Here is a 23,918-nt window from a genome sequence, read left to right on the forward strand (position 1 = left end):
AGAGCAGAAGGCTGGCGTTCACCAACTGGTGTCATGACTCAAAAATCGTAGCTTTCGCTTAGTCTGCACGTTCTGACAGGTTGCAAATTCTAGGAATGCCTAGCTTTGCATAGGTTTTTCAGAACGGCTAACTTTTTGCCCTCACCTAAAATGAGTGCCAAACATCGTAACATATTTTGACAGCAGGTGACATGCTCCTAAACTCACCCTATCGGGCGCGACGTTTCGGGGGGAAGCTTCGCTTCCCCCCGAAAGAAAGCTTGTGAGTGTAGGCTTCCAAGCTCGCGATTGGACATTCCTAGTTTCTTCCCTTGCAGGTGTTTCGCCTCTGATCTAGCCAGAAACAGTTACCTATTTATGACCCCGACAGACCGACTGCATAGGCGTTTTCCTTCCCCAGAGTCCCTGGGTACAACCTATCGATTTTTGATGGCAATAGGTGTCTTTGACACCACGCGCAATGCTATTTCTGGTGACCAAGGGCTGCCCCAAAACGGTGGATGTTATGGCGTATCAGCCTAACTTTCACACACACAAGCCCGGAAACGAATCCTGTGCAACTATTGTTGATCCCATAATCGTATTACATTCCGAATACAATTATGGCCAGAACTCTAGTTTTTCCTATCCGACTGACCCCGCAGGAACGAGACAAACTGGAAAGTTACGCTCAACAACAGGGTATTTCGTCTGCAGAAGTGATTCGGGACTATATCAAAAGCCTCCCGAAAAAGCCTGTGGCGGGGACATTGAGTCCTACTCAACCCTGTTGAGGGGTCCATGTATCCACACGCTGACACTGGGTGTTCAGCGTGGGACCCAGAGCAAGTCAAACTCACCAATAGTTAAAAATGCCGAGTCGCGTTTGGGTGTCGATTTAAAAATACCGTGCTACCACGCTCCCGTTCTCATACAGTGTCAATAGCAGTCGGCGATCGCACTAGGCGATCGCCGACTGCTAATAGTCTGTTTTTCCCTGTCCTTTTTCCCTTTCCCTCTAATTTATGGCTAAACGCTACGTCCGAGTTCAGACTGCAAAGGGTGAGACTTATTACGGCTTATTACAACTGAGTCGCAGTGTGATCGTCCTGGATGCGCCCCCTTGGTTGCAAGGTCAACCTACCAATGTGGAGTTAGAACCAGACAGTTACAAGCTACTGGCTCCTTGCGCGCCGTCCAAAATTGTAGCGGTGGGTAAAAATTATGCTGCTCACGCCAACGAAATGGGAACCGATGTGCCAAAAGAGCCGCTATTATTTTTGAAGCCACCAACAACGGTAATTCCCACTGCTACCGATATTTGGTATCCTCCCCAGTCTCAGCGCGTTGATTACGAAGGGGAACTGGCGCTAGTGATTGGCGATCGCACCTTCGATTGTACGCCCCAACAAGCGGGAGCGAAAATTTGGGGTTACACCATCGCCAACGACGTGACGGCGAGAGATTTACAAAGACAGGATAGTCAGTGGACGCGAGCTAAAGGATTCGATACCTTCTGTCCGTTAGGCCCTTGGATCGTGCGAGAATTGAGTCCAGGAGCCAGATTGCAAACGTTTTTGAATGATAATCCAGAGCCAGTACAATCGGCGTCCATCGAGCAGATGGTATTTTCGCCTGAGCAACTGGTGTCCTATATTAGTCAAGTAATGACCTTGCTGCCTGGGGATGTGGTTTTGACAGGCACCCCAGCGGGGATAGGGGCGATGCAGGTGGGCGATCGCGTGCGAGTTGAAATTGAGGGCATTGGATTTCTGGATAATACCGTTGTCGCAAGACCCTCAACCGCACCCTCTTAGTGCTGTTTCTATCGCACTTGCATGTGGACGGCGTCACTAATCGTGGGAATTTCTGCATAACGTCCCAGCAGCGACTGCGCTACCGAGTAAATTACTGCTGCCAAGACGCCCAAAAATATAACGTTGAAAATCGTTTCAATGATAAAGGTAATTTGAATACCTTTCGCCAAAATTGGCACGATCAGACGGCATAAGACCAAAACAATGTCTATCAGGATAGCCTGCATCGTATTGAAGCGAATAAAGTGGGCGATCCTTTCGTTTCTAACCACCAGAAGGTATAAAGCAAAGAAAATAATTAACCCACCCAATCCAAAAAAAGAGCTATCGAGAATACCATAAATTATCAACACAGGTTGCAGGGGCAGAAAAAGCACCCTCAAAACAGGAAACTGTCCAAATAAAAACCCTCCAAAGCCTAGCCCATCAATCAAAGGTAGCAAATAAGGAAGGCTGGCAAAAATGCGATCTCTAACCGTCGTCGTTCCCCGCCAAGTCATCGATTTTTTCTCCTTTCGCGCCATCAGAATCGTTCCTCTTAAACCCAGGATAGCGCAGCCACGCCGCACTAGACCGAACCCAGGCGCTAGGGGCGTCTTTGGCTGTCATGCCTGGATATTACTTAAGTTCGCTGGCGCTACTACTTGATATTGGCGATGCGGAAACCCATTTGACATTCGTACTGGTCTGGTTGATTTTCCCCCAGTTTGCCAACGGCGTGACCGCAACGCAGTTGACCGCCTCGCCAGCGGGGTTGACCGCTGTGGTCAGCTAGCAAGCAAGTTTGACAAACAACTTGGGGAGGAAGGACTTGCTCTTCCATTAAGATGACTAACATAGTTTGACACCTCCAGTACATCCGGTGATGCATCTGAGTTAATTTTAAGTTAACAATCGGGGAAAATGGTATAAATACACACATAGCTTAACTTAAGCTCCTCCTACACGCCAAACCACGCGAACGCTAGTGCTTGCGGTCGGCATATGGCAAATCCGATGCCCAAGTTGTTAAAAAGAGGCTGAACTTCTTTGAGGAGGACGCGGGGACTCGGGGACACGGGGACGCGGGGACACCCCATGGTAGGCGCCAGGGGATTCCAACTCCGAACAATTTTCTTCTTCTCGCGCGTTTAAATTCGGGAGGCTCAAGACCTGGAGCTTCTCACTTGAGAATGGTCGCAAAGAGCGTCTCCCCAACTCCTTTGTCTGGTGCGTCTTCTTGGTCAGAGATTGGAAAAACGGCGCTATCATGAGGAACGCGATCGCACGACCGTTACTTAAAATCGTTACCAAAAACAAGGTTGAAAGCCCCTCGCCAGTAGGTGCGGGGATGAAAACCAGAGGTTGGATAGATCCAACCAGTCAATATTAAAAGGTTAAAATTCGCTAAAAAAAAGTTTTGATTACCAACAAATAGTATAATTTAGTTTGTTAAAGGAGGTGATGAGTTTGTACGGTTGTCAACAGGAGCTAATACCGAAAAGCCGAGATTTAACATTTATTCTGGAGTACCTGTGCAGCGAAATCAATGACTTAATAAACTGCGGTACATACTATGCCAGCCAAATATATTTCAAAACCGGAAGAATCCTGTCCGGCAAGTCAGGAAGCGCTGTATTGTGCAAGCAAGATGAAAACAAACATCCATTACGGTGCAGTATATTATCAAGTCGGGCAGCAGGCACTCAACGGTATAGCCGAATCTTTTAAATCGTTTCAGGAATTAATTAATTCCCACAAAAAAGGTGAAATCGAAAACAGACCTCGCCCACCCAGGTACCGCAAATCCAAAGGCATGGCAGTCGCTACTTATCCAAAGCAAGCTTTGAAGTTGGTGGGTAAGCAAGTACGCGATCCTCTGGGACAGCTTTGTAAAACTTGGTTTGGGCTAGAAGCCTTCTGGTTAACCATGGCATCCAACCAGCGGTTTGAAGATATCAAAGAAGTCCGCATATTGCCCCGCAATCGATGCTTTTACGCCGAGTGGGTCTACATTCAAAAAACCGCATCGGTTGAACTAGATCGATCGCGATCGCTGGGTATTGATAGCGGATTGGTGAACTGGTTGACATGGGTCAGTAATATCAATACCTCTTTCATTATTGATGGTCGGCACATCAAATCATTAAATCAGTGGGACAACAAATCAGTTGCCAAAATTAAAGAAGGTAAGCCTCAAGGATTTTGGTCTAAGCGACTTGCCTATCTGACAGAGAAACGCAATCGGCAGATGGGTGACGCCGCTAACAAAGCGGCAAGGATTGTTATAAACCATTGCCGAGAAAATAAGAATGGGCGCAGTGTTTTTGGATGGAATCAAGGCATTAAGCCAGAGATAAACATTGGCAAGCGCAATAACCAATCTTTTGTGCGACCTAGGGATAAACTAAAAAGCAGTATGCAAGAATTGTGCGAACAATACGGCATACAGTTTATTGAAACGGAGGAAGCAAACACATCGGCAGCATCGTTTTTAGACGGCGATACAGTTGCCAAATACGGTGAGAAACCCGAAACATGGAAGTCGGAGGGCAAGCGAGTGAAGCGCGGTTGTAACGGAGCTGCGAATAACTTTTATATTAATGCGGATGCCAACGGGGCATCAAACATGCTCCGAAAAGTAGCCGGAATACTTGGACTCGATCTAAGTAAACTGAGTAGGGGGACATTGACCTCCCCACCCAGGATTTTCCTGTGGAAATTGGCAAGCACAAAGCGGAGCAACGTGCATTTATGCCGGGGCTTCGCCTCCTTGTAGAATCCCCCTCTAAGAGGGGGGAGGGTCAACAGATATTCTCAGGACCCATTGTCAGCACCCCGCTCTAAAGAGACGGGGCAAAATCGCCTCAAATCTTTAGGTAGCTGACGGGCCCGAGTCCCGGCAACGGGGAAACGAAGTTATCGGTAAGCGTTTAGGTTCCTACCTGCAAATGCTTCCGCCAGGCAAGTAGCTCTAGAACTCGATTGTTAAACAGTATTACGAGGGGTAAAGCAGTGCGACCGAGATAGTACCGACTGATAACCATGGCCTTGGCTAAATTTCGCCCCAAATGGGTGAAAGGGGACAACCATATCCCCAGGGAGGGGCAACGATACCCCTCCACCCCGAAAGGGGACGGCAATTAAAATTGCTCGCTTTTGTATTTCATCCCCCACTTAAAAGATGGGGACTTCCATACTCCCGGAGATTGAAGGTGACTCACACTAACTTAGACTTCTTAGCCGAAACCGATCCAATCGTTGCAGATTTGATTGCTCAAGAGCTTGGGCGACAACGGGACCATTTAGAATTAATTGCTAGCGAAAACTTTACCTCAGCAGCTGTTCTAGCCGCCCAAGGATCGGTTTTAACCAACAAATACGCCGAAGGATTGCCTGGAAAGCGCTACTATGGCGGCTGCGAATATATCGATAAAATCGAGCAAATCGCCATCGACCGAGTTAAGCAACTGTTTGGCGCTGCTTGGGCGAATGTCCAACCCCACTCCGGCGCTCAAGCCAATTTTGCCGTATTCCTGTCCCTGCTCAAACCAGGGGATACGATTATGGGGATGGATTTGTCCCACGGCGGACACTTAACCCACGGTTCCCCGGTGAATGTATCGGGGAAATGGTTTCAAGTTCAGCACTACGGCGTCAGTCAAGCAACCGAGCAATTAGATTATGACCAAGTGCGGGAACAGGCGCTGCAACATCGTCCCAAATTAATTATTTGCGGCTATTCGGCTTATCCCCGCATCATCGACTTTGAAAAGTTTAGAGCGATCGCCGACGAAATTGGCGCTTACCTGTTAGCTGACATCGCCCACATCGCCGGGTTAGTCGCCACCGGACATCACCCCAATCCCCTACCCCACTGTCACGTCGTCACCACCACCACCCACAAAACCTTGCGCGGCCCCAGAGGTGGTTTAATTATGACCAACGACGTCGAATTGGGCAAACAACTCGATAAAGCCGTTTTCCCCGGTACTCAAGGCGGACCATTGGAACATGTCATCGCCGCTAAAGCAGTGGCGTTTGGCGAAGCCCTCAAACCCGAATATAAAACCTATTCCGCGCAAGTAATCGAAAATGCCAAAGCAATGGCAGCCCAACTGCAAGCACGGGGATTCAAGATTGTATCCGGCGGCACTGACAATCACTTGATGCTAGTAGATTTACGTAGCATACGCATGACCGGAAAGCTTGCAGACAAACTGGTCAGCGGCGTGAACATTACGGCGAATAAAAATACAGTGCCATTTGATACCGAATCGCCGTTTGTGACGTCGGGTTTGCGCTTGGGTTCGCCAGCGATGACCACGCGGGGGATGGGAACGGCAGAATTTACCGAAATTGCCAACATTATTGCAGACCGATTGTTGCATCCGGAAGATGAAACAGTAGCGAGTGACTGTCGGGGTCGGGTAGCGTCGTTGTGTTCGCGCTTCCCGTTATATCCGCATCTGACAATACCCGTTCCTGCTTTAGCTTAAATTGCCCAGAAACCCGGTTTCGCAGAAGTTACCGGGTTTCTCTTGCAGTGCGAAGTCTCCTATCTATCAGAATTAACTGATGGGTGAAAAGAGAGTACCTCGCAACTCGATCAGATGAGCGATACAATTTACTTAACTTCCTAAGCTGTTGCAACAAGAGAGGTAATAGCCTAATTCCATGAATACTCTCGACCAAGTGCTAGAAACCGCTTTACAACTGCCCTATGAACAGCAGGAAATGCTGATCAAAATTCTGCAAAATCGCCACCACGAAAGCCGCCGAAAAGAAATCGCTGCGGATGCACTAAGAACCTTGGCGGATTTCCGTGCAGGTAAATTTCAACCCCAGTCAGCCCAAGATGTGGTTGCAGCATTGCGCCAGTCTTTGCACGATCCAGAAGCATGAGAGCTTTGGTTTTAACCCCCAAGTTCAAACGAGCATTCCGCAAGTTTGTAAAGCGAAACGTTGACATCCAGCAACGTATTGAAGACACTCTTCAACAAATGGAAGCAGACGTATTTGCCCCAAACCTGGGTACGCACAAACTGAGCGGCAACCTCGAAGGTCTTCAGTCCTGCTCTTGCGGCTAGGATTGTCGTATAGTCTTTTCCATTGAACAAGATTCGCAAACTAAAACTGAAGTCATTGTTCTGCTCGACATCGGAACGCATGATGAAGTTTATTAACTGCGTCGGTAGTTGCGGCGGCATAACAACCCTGGATTGGTATCGGGTTTCTCGGTAACGGTGTAGCGGTAGCGATCTGGACAGAAAGAGCAGAGAAGGTGATTCGGATTATTTCAGCACGACGGGCGAATCGCTATGAACGGCAACGACTCGAAGAATACCTCTCGTACTGATTGGGCAGCATTCGAGTCGATCGCAGATGACGAGATTGATTACTCGGACATTCCACCATTGACGGATGAATTTTTCGAGCAGGCAACGCTGAGAATTCCAGCAGCACAAGCTCGAAATATGCTCCAGCTTGACGCCGAAGTGATGGCGTGGTTCCGTTCCCAAGGCGGAAACGATAAGGAGTTGATTCACTCAGTGTTGCGCCGTCATATAGAAAGTAGCACCGGCAAGCAACCTGTCTAATAGCTTGCTGCACTCAATGGTAGGCTCAATCGCCACGCAGAATTGAGTTGGCGTCGTGGAGTGCGAGTCTGTCAGAAGTTGCTGATGGGTGGGAGACTTCGCTTTTCAATAGGTAATACAAAGCTAAAATATATGCGGAGTGTCCGTTTGGAGCAATTTTTATGGTTCAATCAACAGAACATTGTCACATTGTCAGAAATGATGAAATTCTTAGTGGTGAACCTATTATCAAGGGGACAAGAACACCAGTTCGGGCAATTGTAGAAATGTGGCGGATCGGGGTTACACCAGAAGAAATTCCTCATCGTTTGCCGCACCTTACTTTATCACAAGTATTCGACGCATTAAGTTACTACTTGGATCATCAGGCAGAAATTAATGAGTACATTGAACGTAACCGCATTCCCGATGAGCTAATCGATCCAAGGGTTCGGTAATCATGACTGATATTTTCCGTCTATTTGGATGAAGATGTAGATGTGCTTGTGGCTAGCTTATTACGTTCTCGCGGTTTTGAGGCAACTACCGCAAAGCTTGCAGGACAGCTGGGAAAGACTGATGTAGAGCAACTAGAGTACGCTGTGAGTCAGAAAGCAGCTATTCTCACCCACAATCGGAATGATTTTGAGGCGATCGCACGGGAGTATTTTGAACAAGAGATGTTGCATTACGGCATCATCGTTGCTGTGAGGAACCCGTATCAGGAAATTGTGCGAAGGCTACTTACAATCCTCAACAGTACAACAGCCGATGAGATGGAAAACCAAATTCTGTATATTTGAAGAACAGCGAAGTCTCCTATCTGTCAGAAGTTGCTGATGGGTGGGAGACTTCGCTTATCAATACGTAACCAATTAAGTTATGCAAACACAACTTGAATCAAAAGAAAACACAATTTACCTCTACTTTCGAGGCGTATTTGTTGGTGTAGCATAAAATATGCGGATGGATATGTGGTACATGGAAGGAGTTTGGAAACCAGAAGCTAAAGCTATGACTAGGCATCTTGAAGAAGACCTTAGATCGAGAAGTTTCCAAGAAGCACTGAACGGTATGAGAGGAAAATTAGTGAAATGGAGTTGTCAGCTAACAGAGAATCCGCAGGATAATGGATTAGCTATGTGTATTTATGATGCGAGGATAGTTGTCCGAATGATAATCTATGAAGAAACTATTAAAGCACTTCGGAAAGATCCCAGTTGTTTGTAGTAGTAGGTTGGGTTTCACTATAGTTAAACCCAACAGTCTGAGGATAGGTTTCGTACCTCAACCCAACCTACAAAATCTACAAAATCTCAAGCTAGACCAAATCCGGATTGATGATACCCTTGATTTTATAGACCGCGAAGGCGGTCTTTGTTTGTGTAGCCGCGACTTCAGTCGTTAGGCATTATCCCCATGCAAAGCAATATGACATTTAGCAGTATCCTTGCATTATTCAGTGCCATGATTGTTCTGGCATCTATTCCCAGTATCAGCGTACTTGCTGTCACCACAAGAGCGGCTACATCTGGATTTATTCATGGTGTTTTAACAACCATAGGAATAGTACTTGGCGACATCATTTTCATAATCATAGCCATTTGGGGTTTATCGTTTCTTGCTGAAACGATGGGTAACCTATTTGTGCTAATAAAATACCTTGGTGGTGCTTATCTTATGTTGTTGGGAATAGGGTTATGCAGGTCAAAATCGCAGGACGTGGCAACCGAGGAGGTTATAGAATCCTCTTTGCTGTCCAGTTTTATGACTGGACTGCTGATTACATTAGCCGATCAAAAAGCCATCTTATTTTATTTTGGCTTTTTTCCAGCTTTTCTTGATATTTCTAAAATATCTTATTTTGATACCGGCATCATCATAGCGATCGCTATAGTCGCCGTAGGCGGTGTAAAACTTGGTTATGCATTCATGGCAGATAGAGCTAGATTGCTTATTAATTCTAAAATAAGAAACAGAATAAACATTGCCGCTGGCTGTGTAATGATTGCTGTTGGAGTATTTTTAGTGACAAAACCTTAATCATAATATCAATATTTTTTGTTTAAACCCTCTGGCAGGATTGACTTTTATTGTTTTTGTGATATGGTTGTAGTAAGATTTAAATTATGCAGTCATATGAGTTACGATTTTGCCATGGGGATTTGTGACCTAAACAAGCTCAATTCCATGACTAAATATCCCAGTATCCCTACATACCATACACTAGGGGATAAAGGAGCTTTACTAGAAGAGACGGTTAGTTTTGATGGCGAGGTTATCCTGACAGAGAAAGTAGACGGTACTAACTCTCGCATCATTCTTTTGCCTGATGGTAACTTTGTCTTAGGTAGCAGAGAAGAATTGCTGTTTGCAAAAGGCGACCTGATTGGCAATCCGGCACTCGGTATCGTGGATGCCCTCAAAAACGTTGCAGACACATTGCCCCAGGCACAGAGTGAGATTGTTGTTGCATACCTTGAACTTTATGGGGGTAAAATTACGGCTGCTAGCAAGCAATACACGTCACAGCAAAACATTGGTTGGCGACTGTTTGATGTTGCAGTCCTCACAGAAATAGAAGCGTTGTTCTCTAAATCTGTTCAGCAACTAGCAGCATGGCGGGACAATGGTGGTCAGGCATTCCTTGATGAAGAGCAACTCAATAATGCGGCAAAAAATTACGGATTTGAGCTAACGCCGCGAATTGCCACAGTTGCGGCGCTGCCAGTTAGTATTCAAGAAACCTATGAATTTCTTAAGGCAACGCTGCCGCAAACTAAGGTTGCACTCGATGAGGGTGCAGGTGGTCGAGGCGAAGGTATTGTGGCTAGAACCGTTTCCAGAAATGCGATCGCAAAATTGCGGTTTGAGGATTACGAACGTCATGCTAAACGTCGTGTTAAGTAGGATAGGCCATTGATTGACCCATTTTGAGACTACTACAAACCTGTTTCAACGTGTCAGTTGCGTAAGTCCTGTGTGATGTTGTTTGTTAGGCTATACAAGAATAGGAACGTTGCTATGAATGAGAATTTTGGTTCGAGTACTTTAATTACACTGGGTGAGGCGATTCAAAAATTGCGCGCATCACAGCATGAAGGCGACATGACAAACAAAATGTCGGCGGAAATAACGCAAGCATTAGATCGGCATGATGCAGTACACGTGTTGTTTAATTGTGGCACTTCTATGGAGGACGAAATCGCTGCACATATATGGATGGTCTTTGGCACAACGGCAAAAATCAGCAAGATGCATCGCGCAGTTGCTAACCAAGAGCATCGCAATGTTTTGTCTAATATTGGACACCTCAAATTGATCGGCATCTGGTTTACCTGCCTTCCACGCATCATTGCCATTATCTCCAAGAGCTTACGCATGAAAAAGAGGCTAGCTGTAGAGGAACTTTCCCAGCTAAAGGAACAATCCATAGTTGAAATTCGCCGAGAACACGGCATCGTCCTGTGAATGCAAGAGTGTCTCACAAAGTCAGAACTTACGCAAGACGAGAAAAGAAACAAAGGTGAGACCTTGAATGATGTCCGTTTGATTACCCATAGTTAGGACTGATATGATGTCCGCCTAATTACCCTTAATAAAAATCTCAGAGCGTCACCGTGTCACCGTTCTCCCAAGTCATTCCTAACTATGGGTGAAGAACCGGACATGATATGACGCTCTGACGCGGTGACACGGGGATGCTCTGAGTTTTAATTATGGGTGATATCATGTCCGCTTAATTACTTGCAATAAAAACTTCGACCCGTCGCCGCGTCGCCCCGTCAGAGCGTCAGCCCTAATTATAAGTGTTCAACCGGACATGATATGAAAAGCCGGACATCATATTACCCTTTCCTGCTAGCTCTAGTATTGACAGCAAATGTGACGAGAAAGTGACAGCCGCAGTTCAATTGAATTGAATGTAGATAACTCAAGTTGCTAGTTATCTCATGGATAGGAGCTAATGGCTAATGGCTAATGGCTAATGGCTAATAGCTAATGGCTAATGTCAGTAAAAATCCTATATTAGCAAGCTGGCAATTAGCCATTAGCAAAGCCCTTGTTTATAACTAGCAACTTGCGTTAGATAGAAATTTAAAAATTTAAGGGCGGCGGTTGTATAACCCAAATAGGGGGCCAAGAATCGCTCCAAAAACGAAGCCTCCAGCGTGCGCCCAGTAGGCTATGCCGCCACTTTCCATACCAACATTGGTGCGAACTTGTAAGCTAGCAAATCCATAAAAGGCTTGCTGGAAAAACCAAAATCCCAAAAATAAATAGGCAGGAAGTCTTGCGGTAGTTATAAAGAATCCCAAGGGAATTAAAGTCAAAATTTCGGCGCGCGGGAAACGGAGAATGTACGCACCCAACACCCCAGCAATTGCACCGCTTGCACCCAAGGAGGGAATGGTAGAATTTTGTGAGAAAACCCACTGGCTTAGCCCTGCTAAAACGCCGCAGCTTAGGTAAAAAATCAAATATTTTATATGACCCAAGCGGTCTTCAATGTTATTGCCAAAAATCCACAAAAACAACATATTTCCCGCAATATGTAAAAACCCTCCATGTAAAAATTGCGATGTAATCAAAGTCATCCACTCAGGAATCCCTTGACTTCCCGCGCCAATCGGACAAGTGGCTGAAAGCTGGCAGGGTACTAACGCCGCAGCGTATAAAAACCTCTGTAACTGCTGCGGCGTTAGGCTCACTTGATAAAGAAAAACGAGAATATTAGCCGTAATTAACCCATAGTTAACATATGCGGTAGTTGTGGTGGGGTTGTTATCGCGTAATGGAACCACGGTTTTTTTCCTCTAACAAGTGAACATTTGAGCGGGATTTCTTCAATCGAGTGGGTCAAAGCGTTTGAACAAGAGGGCGACGATAACTACGGGTAAGCCTACTCCAATACAAATCAATGCTTGAGTCAAATTGAGGGGGAAGGTATCGAGTAACTGATTCATTATACTCCACTGACTAAAGATAATTTGCAGAATCAACAAACAAGCAATCCCAATCGCGGGTGCATAAGCAATCTTTTCAGATTTCCCGGCTAGTTTAGCTACCAGCGATGGGATAAATTGACTGATACTCAAAAGATAAAAGGTTTCGGCGGCAACTAATGCTTGAACTGCTATTGTTCTGGCTAAATTTACATTATTTGTGGTTGGCAAACCCCATTCAAACATGTCAAAGGTAATCAGACAATTGACGATGGTAATTGCCAAGATCCGCCTGAGTACGTTACCCGTTAGTAAAGGATCGTTGGGGTGGCGCGGGGGAAACCGACGCTGTTAGATTTAGGTATTGCCGTGGCGGCTGGTGGTATCAGCGGATACGCTAAGGTAGAACCGAAGATTTCTGGGAGTTTGGCGGGGACAGCGATATGCCGACCGCACGCTACGCGAACGCAGTTGCTTTAATGCCTCCGATTTGCGTCATTGGTTTAGGATTATCGCAAGCAAATTGGTCGCTAAGTTTAGGAGCAACCTTACTTTATCTCACCAATTTGTTGGGCATTACCCTTTCTTGCATGTTGACCTTTCTCGTAGCAGGATATACCTCTTTGGTGCGAGCAAAAAAACCTTTGATGTGGACTTTAGGTTTTACGGCAGTTCTGCTGATTCCTTTAGGTTTCAGTTTTGGTGAATTAGTTCGTCAAGCGCAACTGGAAACCAGTCTGCGACGAGCGTTGTTAAACCGAACTGTTACTTTTCAACGAGTGCGATTGCTTACAAGCGAAATCAACTGGTTAACCAGTCCGCCAGAAGTGCGTTTAAGCGTCAGAGCAAAAGATCCAGTAACCCCAAAACAGGTGCGGTTATTGGAAGAATTTGTCGAAGCAGAAATGGGTCAACGTTTTACTTTAATTTTTGAAGTCGGTCAAATCGAAGAAGTCTTGCGAGAAGATTAATAACTCGGGGTAATTGCTAATTGCTAATTGCTAATTGCTAATTGGTGATTTTTCTTTTCTATTAGCCATTAGCCATTAGCCATTAGCCATTGGTGATTTTTCTTTTCTATTAGCCATTAGCCATTAGCCATTAGCCATTGGTGATTTTTCTTTTCTATTAGCCATTAGCCAGCCATTAGCCATTGGTGATTTTTCTTTTCTATTAGCCATTAGCCAGCCATTAGCCATTGGTGATTTTTCTTTTCTATTAGCCATTAGCCAGCCATTAGCCATTATTTTCTACCTGCATTTCTTTAACTTCAAATAAACTAATCAATACTCCAGCAATGGGAATTGATAGAAAAATCCCGACCAACCCTGCAACTTTAGCCCCCACTAATAACGCAAAGAACATAACAACTGGGTTCATATTAATCGAACCTTGCATAATCCGAGGCATGAGCAGATTTTCCTCTACCTGTTGGAGCAAAACACAACCGATTAAAACTTTAAGGCTTAGCCAAATTCCTTGAGGTAATATAATTAAACAAACTAGACTAATTCCGATAGTGGCTCCGATGCCGGGAATCAGGTCGAAAACGCCTGCAATCGCTGCCATTACTAAGGCATAAGGAATTTGTAATATAATAAATCCAATAAACGCCGAAATTCCCAAGAAAATTGATAAAAGTAACCGCCCCCAAAAGAAGCCTAAAAAGTTTCTTTGAATTGCCTCATTCAGTCTCCCGCGCAGATTTACTGGAAAAGCTTTAAGAATAAAATTCCAAATAATTTTTCCATCTAAGAGCATGAAAAAAGCTACAACGGCTACCAAAATTAAATCGACGAAATTGGAAATTAAAGTTTGAAGCGTAGCCAAACCAATTCCAACTCCTGCTAAAGCTTGCTCGCGTAATTGCGCTTCAATCGCAGCGAAATCAACTTGAATATTCCAGTTATTCAGAAGATTTTGGATGCGCTCTAAGAGTGCGATCGCTGATTCAAAAAGTTGAGGCGATTGACTTAGCAATTGTTCAGCTTGCGAGATAATGGCAAAACCCAAAGTGCCTATCAAACCGCCAATAATTAGCAGACTCAGTAAAAAAACTCCGGTAACTGCTAGCCCCCGTGGTAAAAAACGAGCCACCCACTGCACGGGATAATTCAGCAAAAATGCCAGAATAGCCGCAAATATAAAGAGCGCAATGACATTTTCAAAATCAGCCAAAATCTGGACAATTCCCCAGCCAAGAGCTAACAGTAACAAATAGGGAATCAGCTTGGTAGTGCTGAATCGATCCCAGAAGTTTCTTGTACTTGAATCATTCATTATTCCTGAAATTTTATCTTATGAGTAAACCTTGCTACCATAGAATGAATTATGGCAGACAAGCTGCCATAATTCCTCTACCTGCGGTAATGTTCTTCCGGGAAGATGAATTTTTGTTAGATCGCCGTAACCTTACCAAAAAACAAAAAAGTTGCGTTGATCCCAAAGGATGAATATACCGCTGATGGTAATGAGAGCGATCGCAAACTTGCGAAACTGTTCGTCGCTCATCTTTTGCAACACCAACATTCCGATCCAATTCGCTGGCGCTGCGGCAATCCCGATTACCAAACCATACCCAAGATACGGCAAAGTCAACGCCCCCAAAGCACCATAAGTTATCATTTTGGTGATATGCACCACCAAAACGTGGGCAGATTTGGTAGCGATCATCTTCTCTTTAACTAAACCATAATTAAGGTAAAATGGGTTGAGTATCGGGCCAATGCTGCCAATCAATCCTGAAAGAAACGCATAAACAAAACCAGCGGGTAAGAAAAACCAACTCTCAACTTTAAAAGATTGTTCTTTGTTCCCAAACCCGAAAGTAAAAATAGAACTAACGAGAAATAATCCCAGCAAAACTTGCAACCATTGCAGCGGCGTCCGAGTAAATGCAAATGCTCCTAATATCGCTCCCAAAACCGACCCAGGCAAGTACCACAAAGTTAACTCCCAGTCAATATCCTGCCAAAGTTGTAAGGTTCTTTGCAAGTTACCAAACAGCATTCCCGTCGTTACAACTGGCGGGACGGCTGGCGCTTCCAAAAGGAAATTGACCATTGGAATAATGATAAACGGACTACCGCCACCCGCGAGGCTGCTGAGAAACCAGGCAATAAAACTGGCTAGCGTTAATAAAACGATCGTCATGCAAGTGTAACTATTTACATTGCCATAATTGTAGAATTTGCGGGTTAATTTTGGTATAACTAGCCGCACCTGGTAGATACCCGACAACTCAGCTAGCATAAATGAGCAAACAATAGCACAGGGACTGCCGCCCAATGGAGAATCTGGAACCGTCCACCAGGGGTGTACGGCACCGCCACCACTGGGTAAATCCTGACATAATTACATACAATTAAATTCATAAATTTTTTGTTTCGTTGTAGTAGCGCGTCTCAGCTAAAAAGTTAGGTTCGTAGTAAGTTTACTACGAACCAAAAGTAGTTATATAATCTGTTGAAACTTTGAGTTAAAAAGGGAGAAAAGCCGGTTTTTTGCTTCGCATTATGCAGCTAAGCATCGCGGATTTATCAATGAACAAAGCTGTACTGGGCAGCGATATAATTTTGTAGCCATTGTTCTGATACCCCTGTAATATAAGCAATCTCAGCCAAGGAAAACTTTGCCAACACCAGGTATTTGATCAATTCTTGGGTTCGCGGCGAAATCACCTGATTTTGGGAGTTTTGCATAACTATCCGTCCCAAGTTTAGTTTTGTAAGGTTGACACTGTTTATAACCTATCGTCTTGGCAATTATCTGTCTGTACGCTACCGTACATTTCTTACCAATTATTTTTCTCACCTTAAAATAGGGAGAGCGAGAGGCGAAAAGCGCGAACGCGCGCCCCGCATGGCGGGTAATATGTAATCAAGAACACATATCTTCTTTACAAAAGAATCACTCTGGCGACAGGGATACTTACCACTGCGGTAAATTGTATGCTTTAAACGATAATGACTCAAAAAAGTTCCTGATTTATTTCCTTGTCCCAAAGCTGGCGTAACCCAGTTGGCAACAAGCTTCTAGCTGCTCTGTCTAGGGAGGAATACTCACGCCTCCTACCACAGATGCAGGCGATTCCTTTGCCTTTGAAGCAGCGGATCTACGAAGTCAACGAACCGATTGAGCATGTCTATTTTCCCAACAGCGGCGTTATTTCTTTTCTTGGCGTTTTGGGAAATGGCGGCACAGTTGAAGTCGCTTCAGTGGGGAATGAAGGAATGATTGGCACTCCTATATTACTGGGAACCGACCGAATTCCGGCTGAAACAATGGTGCAGGTTGCTGGCGATAGCTGGCGAATGAAAGTGGATGTATTCAAAAGGGAAGTTCCCCCAGGTAGTCCATTTCACAATTTGCTGCTGCGCTACGTACAAGCGCTGATGAACCAGCTGATACTTACGGTTATCTGCAACACCCTGCACCCAGTGGAAGCGCGATGCTGCCGTTGGTTGTTGCAGGTGCAAGATAGAGTAGGTTTAGACGAGTTTATTCTGACTCAGGAGTTTCTCTCCCAAATGCTGGGAGTGCGCCGTGCTAGTGTCAGGCAGGATTAATCGACTACCATCGCGGCAAAATAATAATTCTTGACCGAAAAGGTTTAGAAGCTGGAGCTTGTGAATGTTATCGGGTTGTCAAACAAGAATACGAGCGTTTATTGAGTTGATTTGGTAATTGGTAATTGGTAATTGGTAATATCATGTCCGCTAGCTTCTGTTGTGTATATTTTTAATACTGTAGGGGCGGGTTTAACGAGAGATTTTTGCTAACAGCGCCAAGGATAAATAAACCCGCCCCGGCTTACGCTGCCGATGCCACCGGAGCTCATATAATTGGCTGTAGGGGCGGGTTTAACAAAATATTTCTTGATTTCAAAAAAATGTTTGGTAAAACCATACCATACTTTTTTGTGAAAAAAAAATAAAATTGGTATAATATGATGTCCGGTCTATTACCCATAATTAGCAGCCGGGACACGGCATTATTAACGTTATCTGTTTGTCCGAGATATCTCTGATGCCGTGTCCCTACGCAACGACTCTTTGAGGTTTTTTTATTATGGGCAATTCAACGGACATCATATAATTCCGAGGCCAACGTAATTAATGGCTAATCTCAGGAAAAATGCTAGATTAACCATCGCTTCATTAGCAATTAGCAATTAGCAATTAGCAATTAGCACTCCTAAAATTTCAGCAGTTGCTTCAGCGTAATTCCCAGCAAATCCGGGCGATGGTTGAGCTTTTCCCCTAAGTTATAAATCACTTTTTCCAAAAGATAGACATCCAGCAGCAGATGCAATTCCTCGGTTGTTTTTGGTAAGAAATTATCCCCGCTTGCTACTTTTAGATACCCTTTGAGGAAAGCTGCACTAACCCAGTAAACCCAAAACTGATTCCCAGCTTCCATTAAGGGCAGATCTTTAGACTGGATCGTGCCGCTTTCGACTTCATTAGCAAAGGCAATGCTAGCAGCATCGTTGAAAGATTGCAGCATTCCCGCTACATCGCGCAGAGGCGATCGCTTCATTCTTCTTTCGCTTAACCGACGAGTTGGTTTCCCTTCAAAATCAATAATCATAAAGTCTTTCCCCGTATAAAGAACTTGCCCCAAATGGTAATCGCCGTGATAGCGGGTACGCATGGCGGTAATTTTTTGCTTCAAAACTAACCGGAAGCGTCCGAAAAATTCTTCTTGGCGGTTAAGGACAGCTTTCGCCAACGGTTGAATATCCGGGGTATGTCTTTGCATTTTTACTCTGAATTATTGAGAATATGAAAATGAACCGCCATAGACGCTGCGCGTCTATGGCGGTTCAATAAAAAATAGGCATTCTTGTCACTCACAAGCTAAGTTACCTAATTTACTCGCCAGAGTCTTCTATCTAAAGTCAGATTAAAATCTATCTGAAGTCGAATTGAATAATATTCGTGTTATAGTTAAGATTACAGGTTGATCGCAACAAAAAAACAACATGGATTTTCAACGCGCCAGTGGAATTCTGTTACAACCGACAAGTTTACCGAGCCGATTTGGAATTGGCGATTTAGGCAAATCTGCTTACGAGTTTGTAGATTTTTTAGAAAAAAGCGGTCAAAAGTTGTGGCAAATTCTGCCTTTGGGGCCTACCGGATACTCACATTCCCCCTATACGATGAATTTTAGCGCTTTTGCGGGTAATCACTTGCTGATTAGTCTCGATTTATTAGCCGAAGAAGGGTTATTAAGTCGAGATGAGTTAATACCGATAAAAGCAGATTTAGCTCCAAATAAAGTCAATTTTGATGCAGTTGTTCCGCACAAAATACAATTACTAAAATTAGCCTATAAGAGTTTTCACGCCTCGCTAACTAACAAACAAAAAGCCGCGTTTGAAGAATTTTGTCAAGCGCAAGCTTATTGGCTGGAAGATTATGCTTTATTTATGGCATTATTAGCAGCGAATGAGGGGAAAAGTTGGAATAATTGGGAACGCGCGATCGCTCTCCGGGAACCCGACGCCATCAAAGCTCAATCCAAAGCTTTAAAAGACAGCATTGCCTTCCACAAATTCTTACAATTTAAGTTTTTCGCTCAGTGGTCAAAGCTACGGGAATACGCCAAGGAAAAAGGGATAAAAATTATCGGCGATATCTCGATTTATGTTTGTCACAACAGCGCCGATGTTTGGGCAAATCGGGATATATTTAAACTCGATACAGAAACTTTTGACCCCGCATTTATCGCCGGAGTTCCCCCAGATTACTTTAGCGAAACCGGACAATTGTGGGGCAATCCGGTTTATAATTGGGAACAATTGGAAAAAACTAATTTTGCTTGGTGGATCGATCGGTTTAAAGCGACGCTGCAATATGTAGATTTGGTTCGCGTCGATCATTTTCGCGGATTTGAAGCATACTGGCAAGTACCTGCTGGGGAAGAAAATGCTATAAATGGCGAATGGTTAAAAGCGCCTGGTGCAGAGTTATTTGAAACCCTGCGTAGCGCGTTGGGAGAGATGCCGCCAATTTTGGCAGAGGATTTGGGAATTATTACTAAAGAAGTGGAAGAATTGCGCGATCGCTTCAATTTTCCCGGTATGCGAATCTTGATGTTTGCGTTCAGCGAAGACCCCACCAATACCCACTTACCGCATAACTACGTCCCCAACAGTGTAGTTTACAGCGGCACTCACGACAACGATACCGCCATCGGTTGGTGGGGGAAAGCTAGTGACAAAGAAAAGCAATTTTTGGCGCAATATTTGGGTTATTCTTCCCCTGACGATATCCAAGAGATCAATTGGGTTCTCATCCGCACCGCTTTAGCGTCAGTTGCCAAATTAGCGATTATCCCGCTGCAAGATATTTTAGGTTTGGATAATCGCGCCCGAATGAACGATCCGAGTAAAATTCCCGGTAACTGGCGCTGGCGTTATGAAAGTTCCGATTTGCTTACCGAAGAATTGAGCGAAAGGCTGTTAGAATTAACCCAAATTTACAACCGTTAGGTTATATCATGTCCTTAAGCAAAGGTTGTGTAACTGCTAATAGCTAATGGTTAATGGCTGCTCTCAGGTAAATGACAAGCTTGCAATTAGCAATTAGCCATCGATACACTACCGATACCAGCGGACATGATATTATAGCGGATTGCAGCCGTATGAAATACGGCTTGTTTGTGTAGCGGCAGCATTAATGCTGCCGCTACACAAACTCAGCCATAAGGCTTTTTTCAAAAGAGGATTAACCGCTGGTGTGATTAATCCTAAAATGTGCCGCTACACAAACTCAGCCATAAGGCTTTTTTCAAAAGAGGATTAACCGCTGGTGTGATTAATCCTAAAATGTGCCGCTACACAAACTTGCGCCATAAGGCTTTTTTCACTCGCTGGCAATCCGCTGTATTTACCAAGAATGTAAAGCTCGCAATTGAGGAGTTTTTTTCAACTGATGAGCTTGCATTCGGGTTAAAACATCATCCAAAATCGTTACGGCAAGGGGAATAAACGGCCCTTTATTTAACATCACGCACTCTGCCCTTTCAGCCATTGCTGCATCGGTGATTTCGGCACGGGAAGGAATGCCTTTAGAGACTAGATTTTCTAATACCTGAGTCGCCCAAATGACGGGTACGTGGGCAGCTTCGCACAGCCACAAAATTTCTTCCTGCATTTCTGCAAGGCGTTGGTAGCCAATTTCTACGGCTAAATCGCCCCTAGCAATCATGACGCCAAAAGGTTGTTTTCCCGCCGCACGCACAATCAATTCTGGCAGGTTGCGAACAGCTTCGGGCGTTTCAATTTTGGCGACAATTGCTATTTGCCGAGATGGATGATTTAGCAAGCGAACTTGCAATTCCTGCTGCAACATTTCCAGATCGGCAGCAGGGGAGCATGTCAGGTTTGTAAATTTACGCCGACACCCTAAAGGGTGCGGCTATACAAACGAAGCCCGCCTTCGCGGGCTAAAGCTTTTAAAGCCTGCCTTCGCAGGCTTTGTTTGTGTAGCGACACCCTTTAGGGTGTCGGCTACAAAGTTGACATGCTCCCGGCAGCAGTTTGGACAAAGGAATAGCCGACAATATCTGCATGGGTAGCAATAAAGTCTAAATCCTGTAAATCCTTTTGGGTTAGAGGACTTAAGTTTAGGACAGTATCTGGAAAGTTGATTCCTTTATCGGCGCGAAGTTTCTCTCCCTGCGGTCTGGCATGGGTAATTGTTAGCAGAACCCCTTCAGAATTGATAGATTCAACGCCAGCACCGATGCGACCATCATCGATCCATACTGTTGCCCCAACTTGCAATTGATCGAGGACTTGTGGAATGGTACAACTCGCTTGGAAACAGGTAGGATTGGCAGTTGGGGGCGAGGTGCGCGTTATTAGCAAATAATCCCCAACAAACAAACGTTGCTTGTTAGAGTCGGGGGCGAATATTTGCTCAATTCGGGGTTTGGGGCCGCCCAGATCCATTAAAATTTTGCAATGATGCCCAGTTTCCATTTCTGCTTGACGCAAGTTGGCGATCATAGCTGCCCAAATATCGGCGCTATCGTGGGCGCAATTAATTCGCACGCAGTCGCATCCCCGCCGCAGCAAATCGCGCACAAATTCGCCATCGTTGGCAGCTGCCGTCGGCAGGGTAACCATAATTCTGACGCGGCGGTGCCGTCGCGTTTCGCCAAACACATCTTCGGTGTGCTGTTGCAGCAAGCGATCGCCTGCAAAAAATGCTCCCAAACGTGGATGCGGCGGCAACTTCGCCGGATCTTCCCCACAAATTGCCCCTAAAGTGGCAATGACAGCATCTAAATTCGGCAAAACTCGCGCTTCAATCCGCCCCAGAGAAGATAACCCCCAAGGCATCAAAGCAGTTTGCAAAGTACGCAAGTCGTGTCGGCGCAACGCTAGGTAGTAAGCTAGATTGAGGGCGCTGCTTTTGAAAACCGGGCGGTGAATCAGCGATCGCCACTGACTAAATATTTCTTGACCTTCCCGCATCACCGACTGTCGCAGTTTTTGCAAAGCTATCAGTAAAGTTTGAGGATTTGATAATTTTTCTAGTGCTAAATCTTCCTTGGGTGAAATAACGTTCGTCATAAAAAAGCCTCTTTTGGGAATACATTCACACGACTTACGCCAAACCTCTATCCGTAGGGTGCGTTAGCGATAGCGCAACGCACCATCCCTAAATGTAGGGTGCGTTAGCGATAGCGCAACGCACCATCCTAATTCAACCATCGTTACAAGTGAGAATTAACTTGCCACTCACCGCCGATTTTTCCAGTAAAAGATGGGCGCGGGCAACTTCTGCTAATGGCAAGCGTTCCGCGATAATCGGATTAATTTGCTTTTGTGCCAACAGATTTAACAGTTTTGTCAAATCCTCCCTAAACCAATTCGGATGCTGCTTTTTCAGTGCTTCAATGTTGTACCAAACCGCCTGACGATTATCTGGAATTATCTGCAACAGCGGCAACAATGCAAAAGTCGATGCCGCAATTAAAAATCTGCCTTGCTTAACCGCAAGTGCAGCAGAAACACCGTAACTAATTAACCTTCCACCCCGGCGCAGGGTTTTGTAAGAATTCAGCAAGTGACCGCCACCAATCGGATCGAAAACAACATCAACCCCGTCGCTGGTGAGGGTGCGAATTGTTTGGACAAAATCCTCATTTTTATAATCAATCGGAATTCCGCCCAAGCTGGATACGAGTTCGTGTTTGGGTTGAGAAGCTGTACCATACATTTCGAGTCCCGCCAGCTTACCCAGTTGCAAAAGTGCCGTCCCCACACCACCCGCCGCACCGTGAATTAAAATGCGTTGATTAGACCTCTCCAAAAACTCTTGTGGGGTAGGCATCCTGCCTGCCAAAGAGATTCTTTGTTGGAGAGGTCTACTAGACTTGACTGCCGCGATGCGATGCAACATTTGATAAGCGGTAACGTAGTGCAAAGGCAAGCAAACCGCTGCCACTGCATCCACACTTTCAGGTACTTGAATTAACTCGGTTGCAGCGATGCAGATAAACTCGCTATAACCACCCACAATTGTTAGTGCAACTACTCGCTGTCCAAGTTGCAAATTGGATACTCCGTCCCCTAGCTTGTCTACAATGCCGACAATTTCATAACCAGGAGAAAACGGCGGTTTGGGTACGCCTGGATATAACCCCTCGCGAATTAAGATATCTGTAAAAGAGGCAACCGTCGCCAAAATTTTTACGCGTACTTCGCCGGAACCTGGTTCTGGAACTTCATTTTCAACTAATTGTAAAACTTCAGTTCCGCCATGATGGTTGATGATAACCTGCTTGTACTCCATACTAAAGTTACTCCATCACAATCCAACCCTAATTGCGGTATCAAATTTTATAATTACCGCTAATTTCTTGGCTATGCTCCCAATTCTCCTGTCTTGGTTATAAGAAAAAATCTTGAGGAAATTGTGAGGAAACTATTGGTTTATTGTAATCTGGAATACATCAGCGATCGCTTACCGATATAAATGATGCAACTGAGTGGTAAAATTAAAAAACGGCTGAAGCTTATGTTTCTTGGCGTTGCGTCTGCGCTCCTAGTTGGAATTGGCTACATTTCCGTAAGCATTTATATCTATGGTACCCAGCAGAACGAGATTAAAGCCGATGCAGCAATTGTACTCGGAGCAGCAGTTTGGGGAAACCAACCCTCTCCCGTTTTTAGAGAAAGAATTAACCACGCCATTCAACTATATAAAACAGGGAAAGTTCAGAGGATAATTTTTACAGGCGGGGTTGGCAATAGCAACGAAACCGCTGAGGCAATTGTTGCCAAAAATTATGCGTTCGCTCAAAAAATACCCGCCACCAATATTTTGATTGAAACTTCATCTAGAACTACGCATCAAAACCTAAAAAATGCTAAAATAGTAGCAAACAATCGCCGATTAACCAAGTTTCTGATTGTCAGCGATCCTTTGCATATGAAGCGATCTGTATTAATGGCAAGAGACTTGGGTTTAAATGCATATCCATCCCCAACGCCGACTACTCGATATCGCAGTTTGAACGGTCAGCTTGGGTTTCTCGCCAGAGAGACGTATTTTTATATTGTTTACCTGATTTGGGGAATTTAAGTTTTGAGG

At 44.9% G+C, this 23,918-nt stretch carries 24 protein-coding genes and 6 pseudogenes; 17 read left to right on the forward strand and 13 right to left on the reverse strand.

Annotation, left to right across the window (positions count from 1 at the left end):
• The first annotated feature begins 357 nt into the window (after window positions 1–357).
• Together MiSe_RS21450 and MiSe_RS21455 are read left to right on the forward strand one after the other, a co-directional pair.
• The gene (locus tag MiSe_RS21450) at window positions 358–522 is read left to right on the forward strand and encodes a hypothetical protein (RefSeq protein ID WP_226584773.1); all 165 of its coding nucleotides are present in this window, start codon (window positions 358–360) and stop codon (window positions 520–522) included.
• 482 nt (window positions 523–1,004) lie between these two features.
• On the forward strand, window positions 1,005–1,796 hold the full coding sequence (locus tag MiSe_RS21455; RefSeq protein ID WP_226584775.1) for a fumarylacetoacetate hydrolase family protein: 792 nt from the start codon (window positions 1,005–1,007) through the stop codon (window positions 1,794–1,796).
• 8 nt (window positions 1,797–1,804) lie between these two features.
• Here MiSe_RS21455 and MiSe_RS21460 read toward each other — a convergent pair whose 3' ends face one another.
• Genes MiSe_RS21460 through MiSe_RS21470 form a run of 3 tightly spaced genes read right to left on the reverse strand, consistent with a single transcriptional unit; the run spans window position 1,805 to window position 2,634 of the window.
• A complete protein-coding gene (locus MiSe_RS21460) occupies window positions 1,805–2,296 on the reverse strand; it encodes a Tic20 family protein (RefSeq protein ID WP_226584777.1) in 492 nt (163 codons plus the stop codon).
• Window positions 2,268–2,405: a hypothetical protein gene (locus MiSe_RS21465; RefSeq protein ID WP_226584779.1), complete on the reverse strand. Its 138-nt coding sequence runs from the start codon at window positions 2,403–2,405 to the stop codon at window positions 2,268–2,270. Before MiSe_RS21465 ends, MiSe_RS21460 begins: the two co-directional genes overlap by 29 nt.
• 31 nt (window positions 2,406–2,436) lie before the next feature.
• Window positions 2,437–2,634, reverse strand: coding sequence for a hypothetical protein (locus MiSe_RS21470; protein WP_226584781.1), 198 nt, complete (start codon window positions 2,632–2,634; stop codon window positions 2,437–2,439).
• A 611-nt stretch (window positions 2,635–3,245) separates the two neighbouring features.
• Here MiSe_RS21470 and MiSe_RS21475 point away from each other — a divergent pair.
• From MiSe_RS21475 to MiSe_RS21520, 11 genes and pseudogenes are all read left to right on the forward strand, one after another.
• Window positions 3,246–4,554, forward strand: a pseudogene (locus tag MiSe_RS21475) (RNA-guided endonuclease InsQ/TnpB family protein).
• A 436-nt stretch (window positions 4,555–4,990) separates the two neighbouring features.
• Window positions 4,991–6,274: a serine hydroxymethyltransferase gene (gene glyA, locus MiSe_RS21480; protein WP_226584783.1), complete on the forward strand. Its 1,284-nt coding sequence runs from the start codon at window positions 4,991–4,993 to the stop codon at window positions 6,272–6,274.
• Between the two features lie 178 nt (window positions 6,275–6,452).
• The gene (locus MiSe_RS21485; RefSeq protein WP_226584784.1) at window positions 6,453–6,680 is read left to right on the forward strand and encodes a hypothetical protein; all 228 of its coding nucleotides are present in this window, start codon (window positions 6,453–6,455) and stop codon (window positions 6,678–6,680) included.
• Window positions 6,677–6,961, forward strand: a pseudogene (locus tag MiSe_RS53935) (type II toxin-antitoxin system RelE/ParE family toxin). The gene MiSe_RS21485 and the pseudogene MiSe_RS53935 overlap by 4 nt, the downstream one beginning before the upstream one ends.
• Before the next feature lie 32 nt (window positions 6,962–6,993).
• A pseudogene (locus MiSe_RS52810) lies at window positions 6,994–7,134 on the forward strand (BrnT family toxin); the annotation flags it as partial.
• Window positions 7,097–7,375, forward strand: coding sequence for a BrnA antitoxin family protein (locus tag MiSe_RS21495; RefSeq protein WP_226584786.1), 279 nt, complete (start codon window positions 7,097–7,099; stop codon window positions 7,373–7,375). The pseudogene MiSe_RS52810 and the gene MiSe_RS21495, both read left to right, overlap by 38 nt.
• 161 nt (window positions 7,376–7,536) lie before the next feature.
• The gene (locus MiSe_RS21500) at window positions 7,537–7,812 is read left to right on the forward strand and encodes a DUF433 domain-containing protein (RefSeq protein WP_226584787.1); all 276 of its coding nucleotides are present in this window, start codon (window positions 7,537–7,539) and stop codon (window positions 7,810–7,812) included.
• Between the two features lie 24 nt (window positions 7,813–7,836).
• Window positions 7,837–8,157: a DUF5615 family PIN-like protein gene (locus tag MiSe_RS21505; RefSeq protein ID WP_226584789.1), complete on the forward strand. Its 321-nt coding sequence runs from the start codon at window positions 7,837–7,839 to the stop codon at window positions 8,155–8,157.
• Between the two features lie 616 nt (window positions 8,158–8,773).
• The gene (locus MiSe_RS21510) at window positions 8,774–9,397 is read left to right on the forward strand and encodes a LysE family translocator (protein WP_226584791.1); all 624 of its coding nucleotides are present in this window, start codon (window positions 8,774–8,776) and stop codon (window positions 9,395–9,397) included.
• Between the two features lie 147 nt (window positions 9,398–9,544).
• A complete protein-coding gene (locus MiSe_RS21515) occupies window positions 9,545–10,264 on the forward strand; it encodes an RNA ligase family protein (protein WP_226584792.1) in 720 nt (239 codons plus the stop codon).
• Window positions 10,265–10,378: 114 nt separating this feature from the next.
• On the forward strand, window positions 10,379–10,825 hold the full coding sequence (locus tag MiSe_RS21520) for a ubiquinone biosynthesis protein COQ4 (protein WP_226584793.1): 447 nt from the start codon (window positions 10,379–10,381) through the stop codon (window positions 10,823–10,825).
• 635 nt (window positions 10,826–11,460) lie between these two features.
• Here the strand turns inward: MiSe_RS21520 and MiSe_RS21525 are convergent.
• Together MiSe_RS21525 and MiSe_RS21530 are read right to left on the reverse strand one after the other, a co-directional pair.
• Window positions 11,461–12,159 (reverse strand): rhomboid family intramembrane serine protease, encoded by a 699-nt coding sequence (locus MiSe_RS21525; protein WP_226584794.1) that lies wholly within the window; start codon window positions 12,157–12,159, stop codon window positions 11,461–11,463.
• Window positions 12,160–12,201: 42 nt separating this feature from the next.
• Complete coding sequence (locus MiSe_RS21530) at window positions 12,202–12,585, reverse strand: cation transporting ATPase C-terminal domain-containing protein (protein ID WP_264196630.1); 384 nt, start codon at window positions 12,583–12,585, stop codon at window positions 12,202–12,204.
• Between the two features lie 42 nt (window positions 12,586–12,627).
• Between MiSe_RS21530 and MiSe_RS21535 the strand changes: the two are divergent.
• Window positions 12,628–13,271: pseudogene (locus tag MiSe_RS21535) on the forward strand (DUF389 domain-containing protein); the annotation flags it as partial.
• 123 nt (window positions 13,272–13,394) lie between these two features.
• Here the strand turns inward: MiSe_RS21535 and MiSe_RS21540 are convergent.
• The 4 genes from MiSe_RS21540 to MiSe_RS21555 all read right to left on the reverse strand — a co-directional run bounded on the left by MiSe_RS21540 (window position 13,395) and on the right by MiSe_RS21555 (window position 16,001).
• A complete protein-coding gene (locus MiSe_RS21540; RefSeq protein ID WP_226584795.1) occupies window positions 13,395–13,544 on the reverse strand; it encodes a hypothetical protein in 150 nt (49 codons plus the stop codon).
• Window positions 13,537–14,580, reverse strand: coding sequence for an AI-2E family transporter (locus MiSe_RS21545; protein ID WP_226584796.1), 1,044 nt, complete (start codon window positions 14,578–14,580; stop codon window positions 13,537–13,539). The genes MiSe_RS21540 and MiSe_RS21545 overlap by 8 nt, the downstream gene beginning before the upstream one ends.
• A 132-nt stretch (window positions 14,581–14,712) precedes the next feature.
• Window positions 14,713–15,453, reverse strand: a complete 741-nt coding sequence (locus MiSe_RS21550) for a sulfite exporter TauE/SafE family protein (protein WP_444980531.1) — start codon at window positions 15,451–15,453, stop codon at window positions 14,713–14,715.
• Window positions 15,454–15,839: 386 nt separating this feature from the next.
• Window positions 15,840–16,001, reverse strand: coding sequence for a hypothetical protein (locus MiSe_RS21555; RefSeq protein WP_226584798.1), 162 nt, complete (start codon window positions 15,999–16,001; stop codon window positions 15,840–15,842).
• 294 nt (window positions 16,002–16,295) lie between these two features.
• Here MiSe_RS21555 and MiSe_RS21560 point away from each other — a divergent pair, with 294 nt between their 5' ends.
• Window positions 16,296–16,868 carry a Crp/Fnr family transcriptional regulator gene (locus tag MiSe_RS21560; protein WP_226584799.1) on the forward strand — a complete coding sequence of 191 codons (573 nt, stop codon included), beginning with the start codon at window positions 16,296–16,298 and terminating at the stop codon, window positions 16,866–16,868.
• A gap of 628 nt (window positions 16,869–17,496) precedes the next feature.
• Here the strand turns inward: MiSe_RS21560 and MiSe_RS21565 are convergent.
• On the reverse strand, window positions 17,497–18,063 hold the full coding sequence (locus tag MiSe_RS21565) for a hypothetical protein (RefSeq protein WP_226584800.1): 567 nt from the start codon (window positions 18,061–18,063) through the stop codon (window positions 17,497–17,499).
• 223 nt (window positions 18,064–18,286) lie between these two features.
• Here MiSe_RS21565 and malQ point away from each other — a divergent pair, with 223 nt between their 5' ends.
• A complete protein-coding gene (gene malQ, locus MiSe_RS21570; protein WP_226584801.1) occupies window positions 18,287–19,801 on the forward strand; it encodes a 4-alpha-glucanotransferase in 1,515 nt (504 codons plus the stop codon).
• Window positions 19,802–20,198: 397 nt separating this feature from the next.
• Here malQ and MiSe_RS21575 read toward each other — a convergent pair.
• From MiSe_RS21575 to MiSe_RS21585, 3 genes and pseudogenes are all read right to left on the reverse strand, one after another.
• A pseudogene (locus MiSe_RS21575) lies at window positions 20,199–20,678 on the reverse strand (pyruvate kinase); the annotation flags it as partial.
• Window positions 20,679–20,851: 173 nt separating this feature from the next.
• Window positions 20,852–21,892 (reverse strand): annotated as a pseudogene (locus MiSe_RS21580) (pyruvate kinase); the annotation flags it as partial.
• A 133-nt stretch (window positions 21,893–22,025) separates the two neighbouring features.
• Window positions 22,026–23,117 (reverse strand): medium chain dehydrogenase/reductase family protein, encoded by a 1,092-nt coding sequence (locus tag MiSe_RS21585; RefSeq protein ID WP_226584804.1) that lies wholly within the window; start codon window positions 23,115–23,117, stop codon window positions 22,026–22,028.
• Window positions 23,118–23,342: 225 nt separating this feature from the next.
• Between MiSe_RS21585 and MiSe_RS21590 the strand changes: the two genes are divergently transcribed.
• Window positions 23,343–23,909, forward strand: a complete 567-nt coding sequence (locus MiSe_RS21590; RefSeq protein WP_226584805.1) for a YdcF family protein — start codon at window positions 23,343–23,345, stop codon at window positions 23,907–23,909.
• Window positions 23,910–23,918: the final 9 nt, after the last annotated feature.

Source organism: Microseira wollei NIES-4236, from assembly GCF_020521235.1.
GTDB classification, from domain to species: Bacteria; Cyanobacteriota; Cyanobacteriia; order Cyanobacteriales; family Aerosakkonemataceae; genus Microseira; species Microseira wollei.

Excerpts from the sequence above, each read along its gene's own strand:
- MiSe_RS21555 (WP_226584798.1), bottom strand. The coding sequence starts at position 16,001 with ATGCAAAACTCCCAAAATCAGGTGATTTCGCCGCGAACCCAAGAATTG.
- MiSe_RS21585 (WP_226584804.1), bottom strand. The coding sequence starts at position 23,117 with ATGGAGTACAAGCAGGTTATCATCAACCATCATGGCGGAACTGAAGTT.
- MiSe_RS21550 (WP_444980531.1), bottom strand. The coding sequence starts at position 15,453 with ATGACGATCGTTTTATTAACGCTAGCCAGTTTTATTGCCTGGTTTCTC.
- MiSe_RS21500 (WP_226584787.1), top strand. The coding sequence starts at position 7,537 with ATGGTTCAATCAACAGAACATTGTCACATTGTCAGAAATGATGAAATT.
- MiSe_RS21545 (WP_226584796.1), bottom strand. The coding sequence starts at position 14,580 with ATGAATGATTCAAGTACAAGAAACTTCTGGGATCGATTCAGCACTACC.
- MiSe_RS21540 (WP_226584795.1), bottom strand. The coding sequence starts at position 13,544 with ATGGCTAATGGCTGGCTAATGGCTAATAGAAAAGAAAAATCACCAATG.
- MiSe_RS21450 (WP_226584773.1), top strand. The coding sequence starts at position 358 with ATGACCCCGACAGACCGACTGCATAGGCGTTTTCCTTCCCCAGAGTCC.
- MiSe_RS21495 (WP_226584786.1), top strand. The coding sequence starts at position 7,097 with ATGAACGGCAACGACTCGAAGAATACCTCTCGTACTGATTGGGCAGCA.
- MiSe_RS21590 (WP_226584805.1), top strand. The coding sequence starts at position 23,343 with ATGTTTCTTGGCGTTGCGTCTGCGCTCCTAGTTGGAATTGGCTACATT.
- MiSe_RS21515 (WP_226584792.1), top strand. The coding sequence starts at position 9,545 with ATGACTAAATATCCCAGTATCCCTACATACCATACACTAGGGGATAAA.
- MiSe_RS21460 (WP_226584777.1), bottom strand. The coding sequence starts at position 2,296 with ATGACTTGGCGGGGAACGACGACGGTTAGAGATCGCATTTTTGCCAGC.
- MiSe_RS21455 (WP_226584775.1), top strand. The coding sequence starts at position 1,005 with ATGGCTAAACGCTACGTCCGAGTTCAGACTGCAAAGGGTGAGACTTAT.
- MiSe_RS21565 (WP_226584800.1), bottom strand. The coding sequence starts at position 18,063 with ATGCAAAGACATACCCCGGATATTCAACCGTTGGCGAAAGCTGTCCTT.
- MiSe_RS21470 (WP_226584781.1), bottom strand. The coding sequence starts at position 2,634 with ATGTTAGTCATCTTAATGGAAGAGCAAGTCCTTCCTCCCCAAGTTGTT.
- MiSe_RS21465 (WP_226584779.1), bottom strand. The coding sequence starts at position 2,405 with ATGACAGCCAAAGACGCCCCTAGCGCCTGGGTTCGGTCTAGTGCGGCG.
- malQ (WP_226584801.1), top strand. The coding sequence starts at position 18,287 with ATGGATTTTCAACGCGCCAGTGGAATTCTGTTACAACCGACAAGTTTA.
- MiSe_RS21520 (WP_226584793.1), top strand. The coding sequence starts at position 10,379 with ATGAATGAGAATTTTGGTTCGAGTACTTTAATTACACTGGGTGAGGCG.
- MiSe_RS21510 (WP_226584791.1), top strand. The coding sequence starts at position 8,774 with ATGCAAAGCAATATGACATTTAGCAGTATCCTTGCATTATTCAGTGCC.
- MiSe_RS21485 (WP_226584784.1), top strand. The coding sequence starts at position 6,453 with ATGAATACTCTCGACCAAGTGCTAGAAACCGCTTTACAACTGCCCTAT.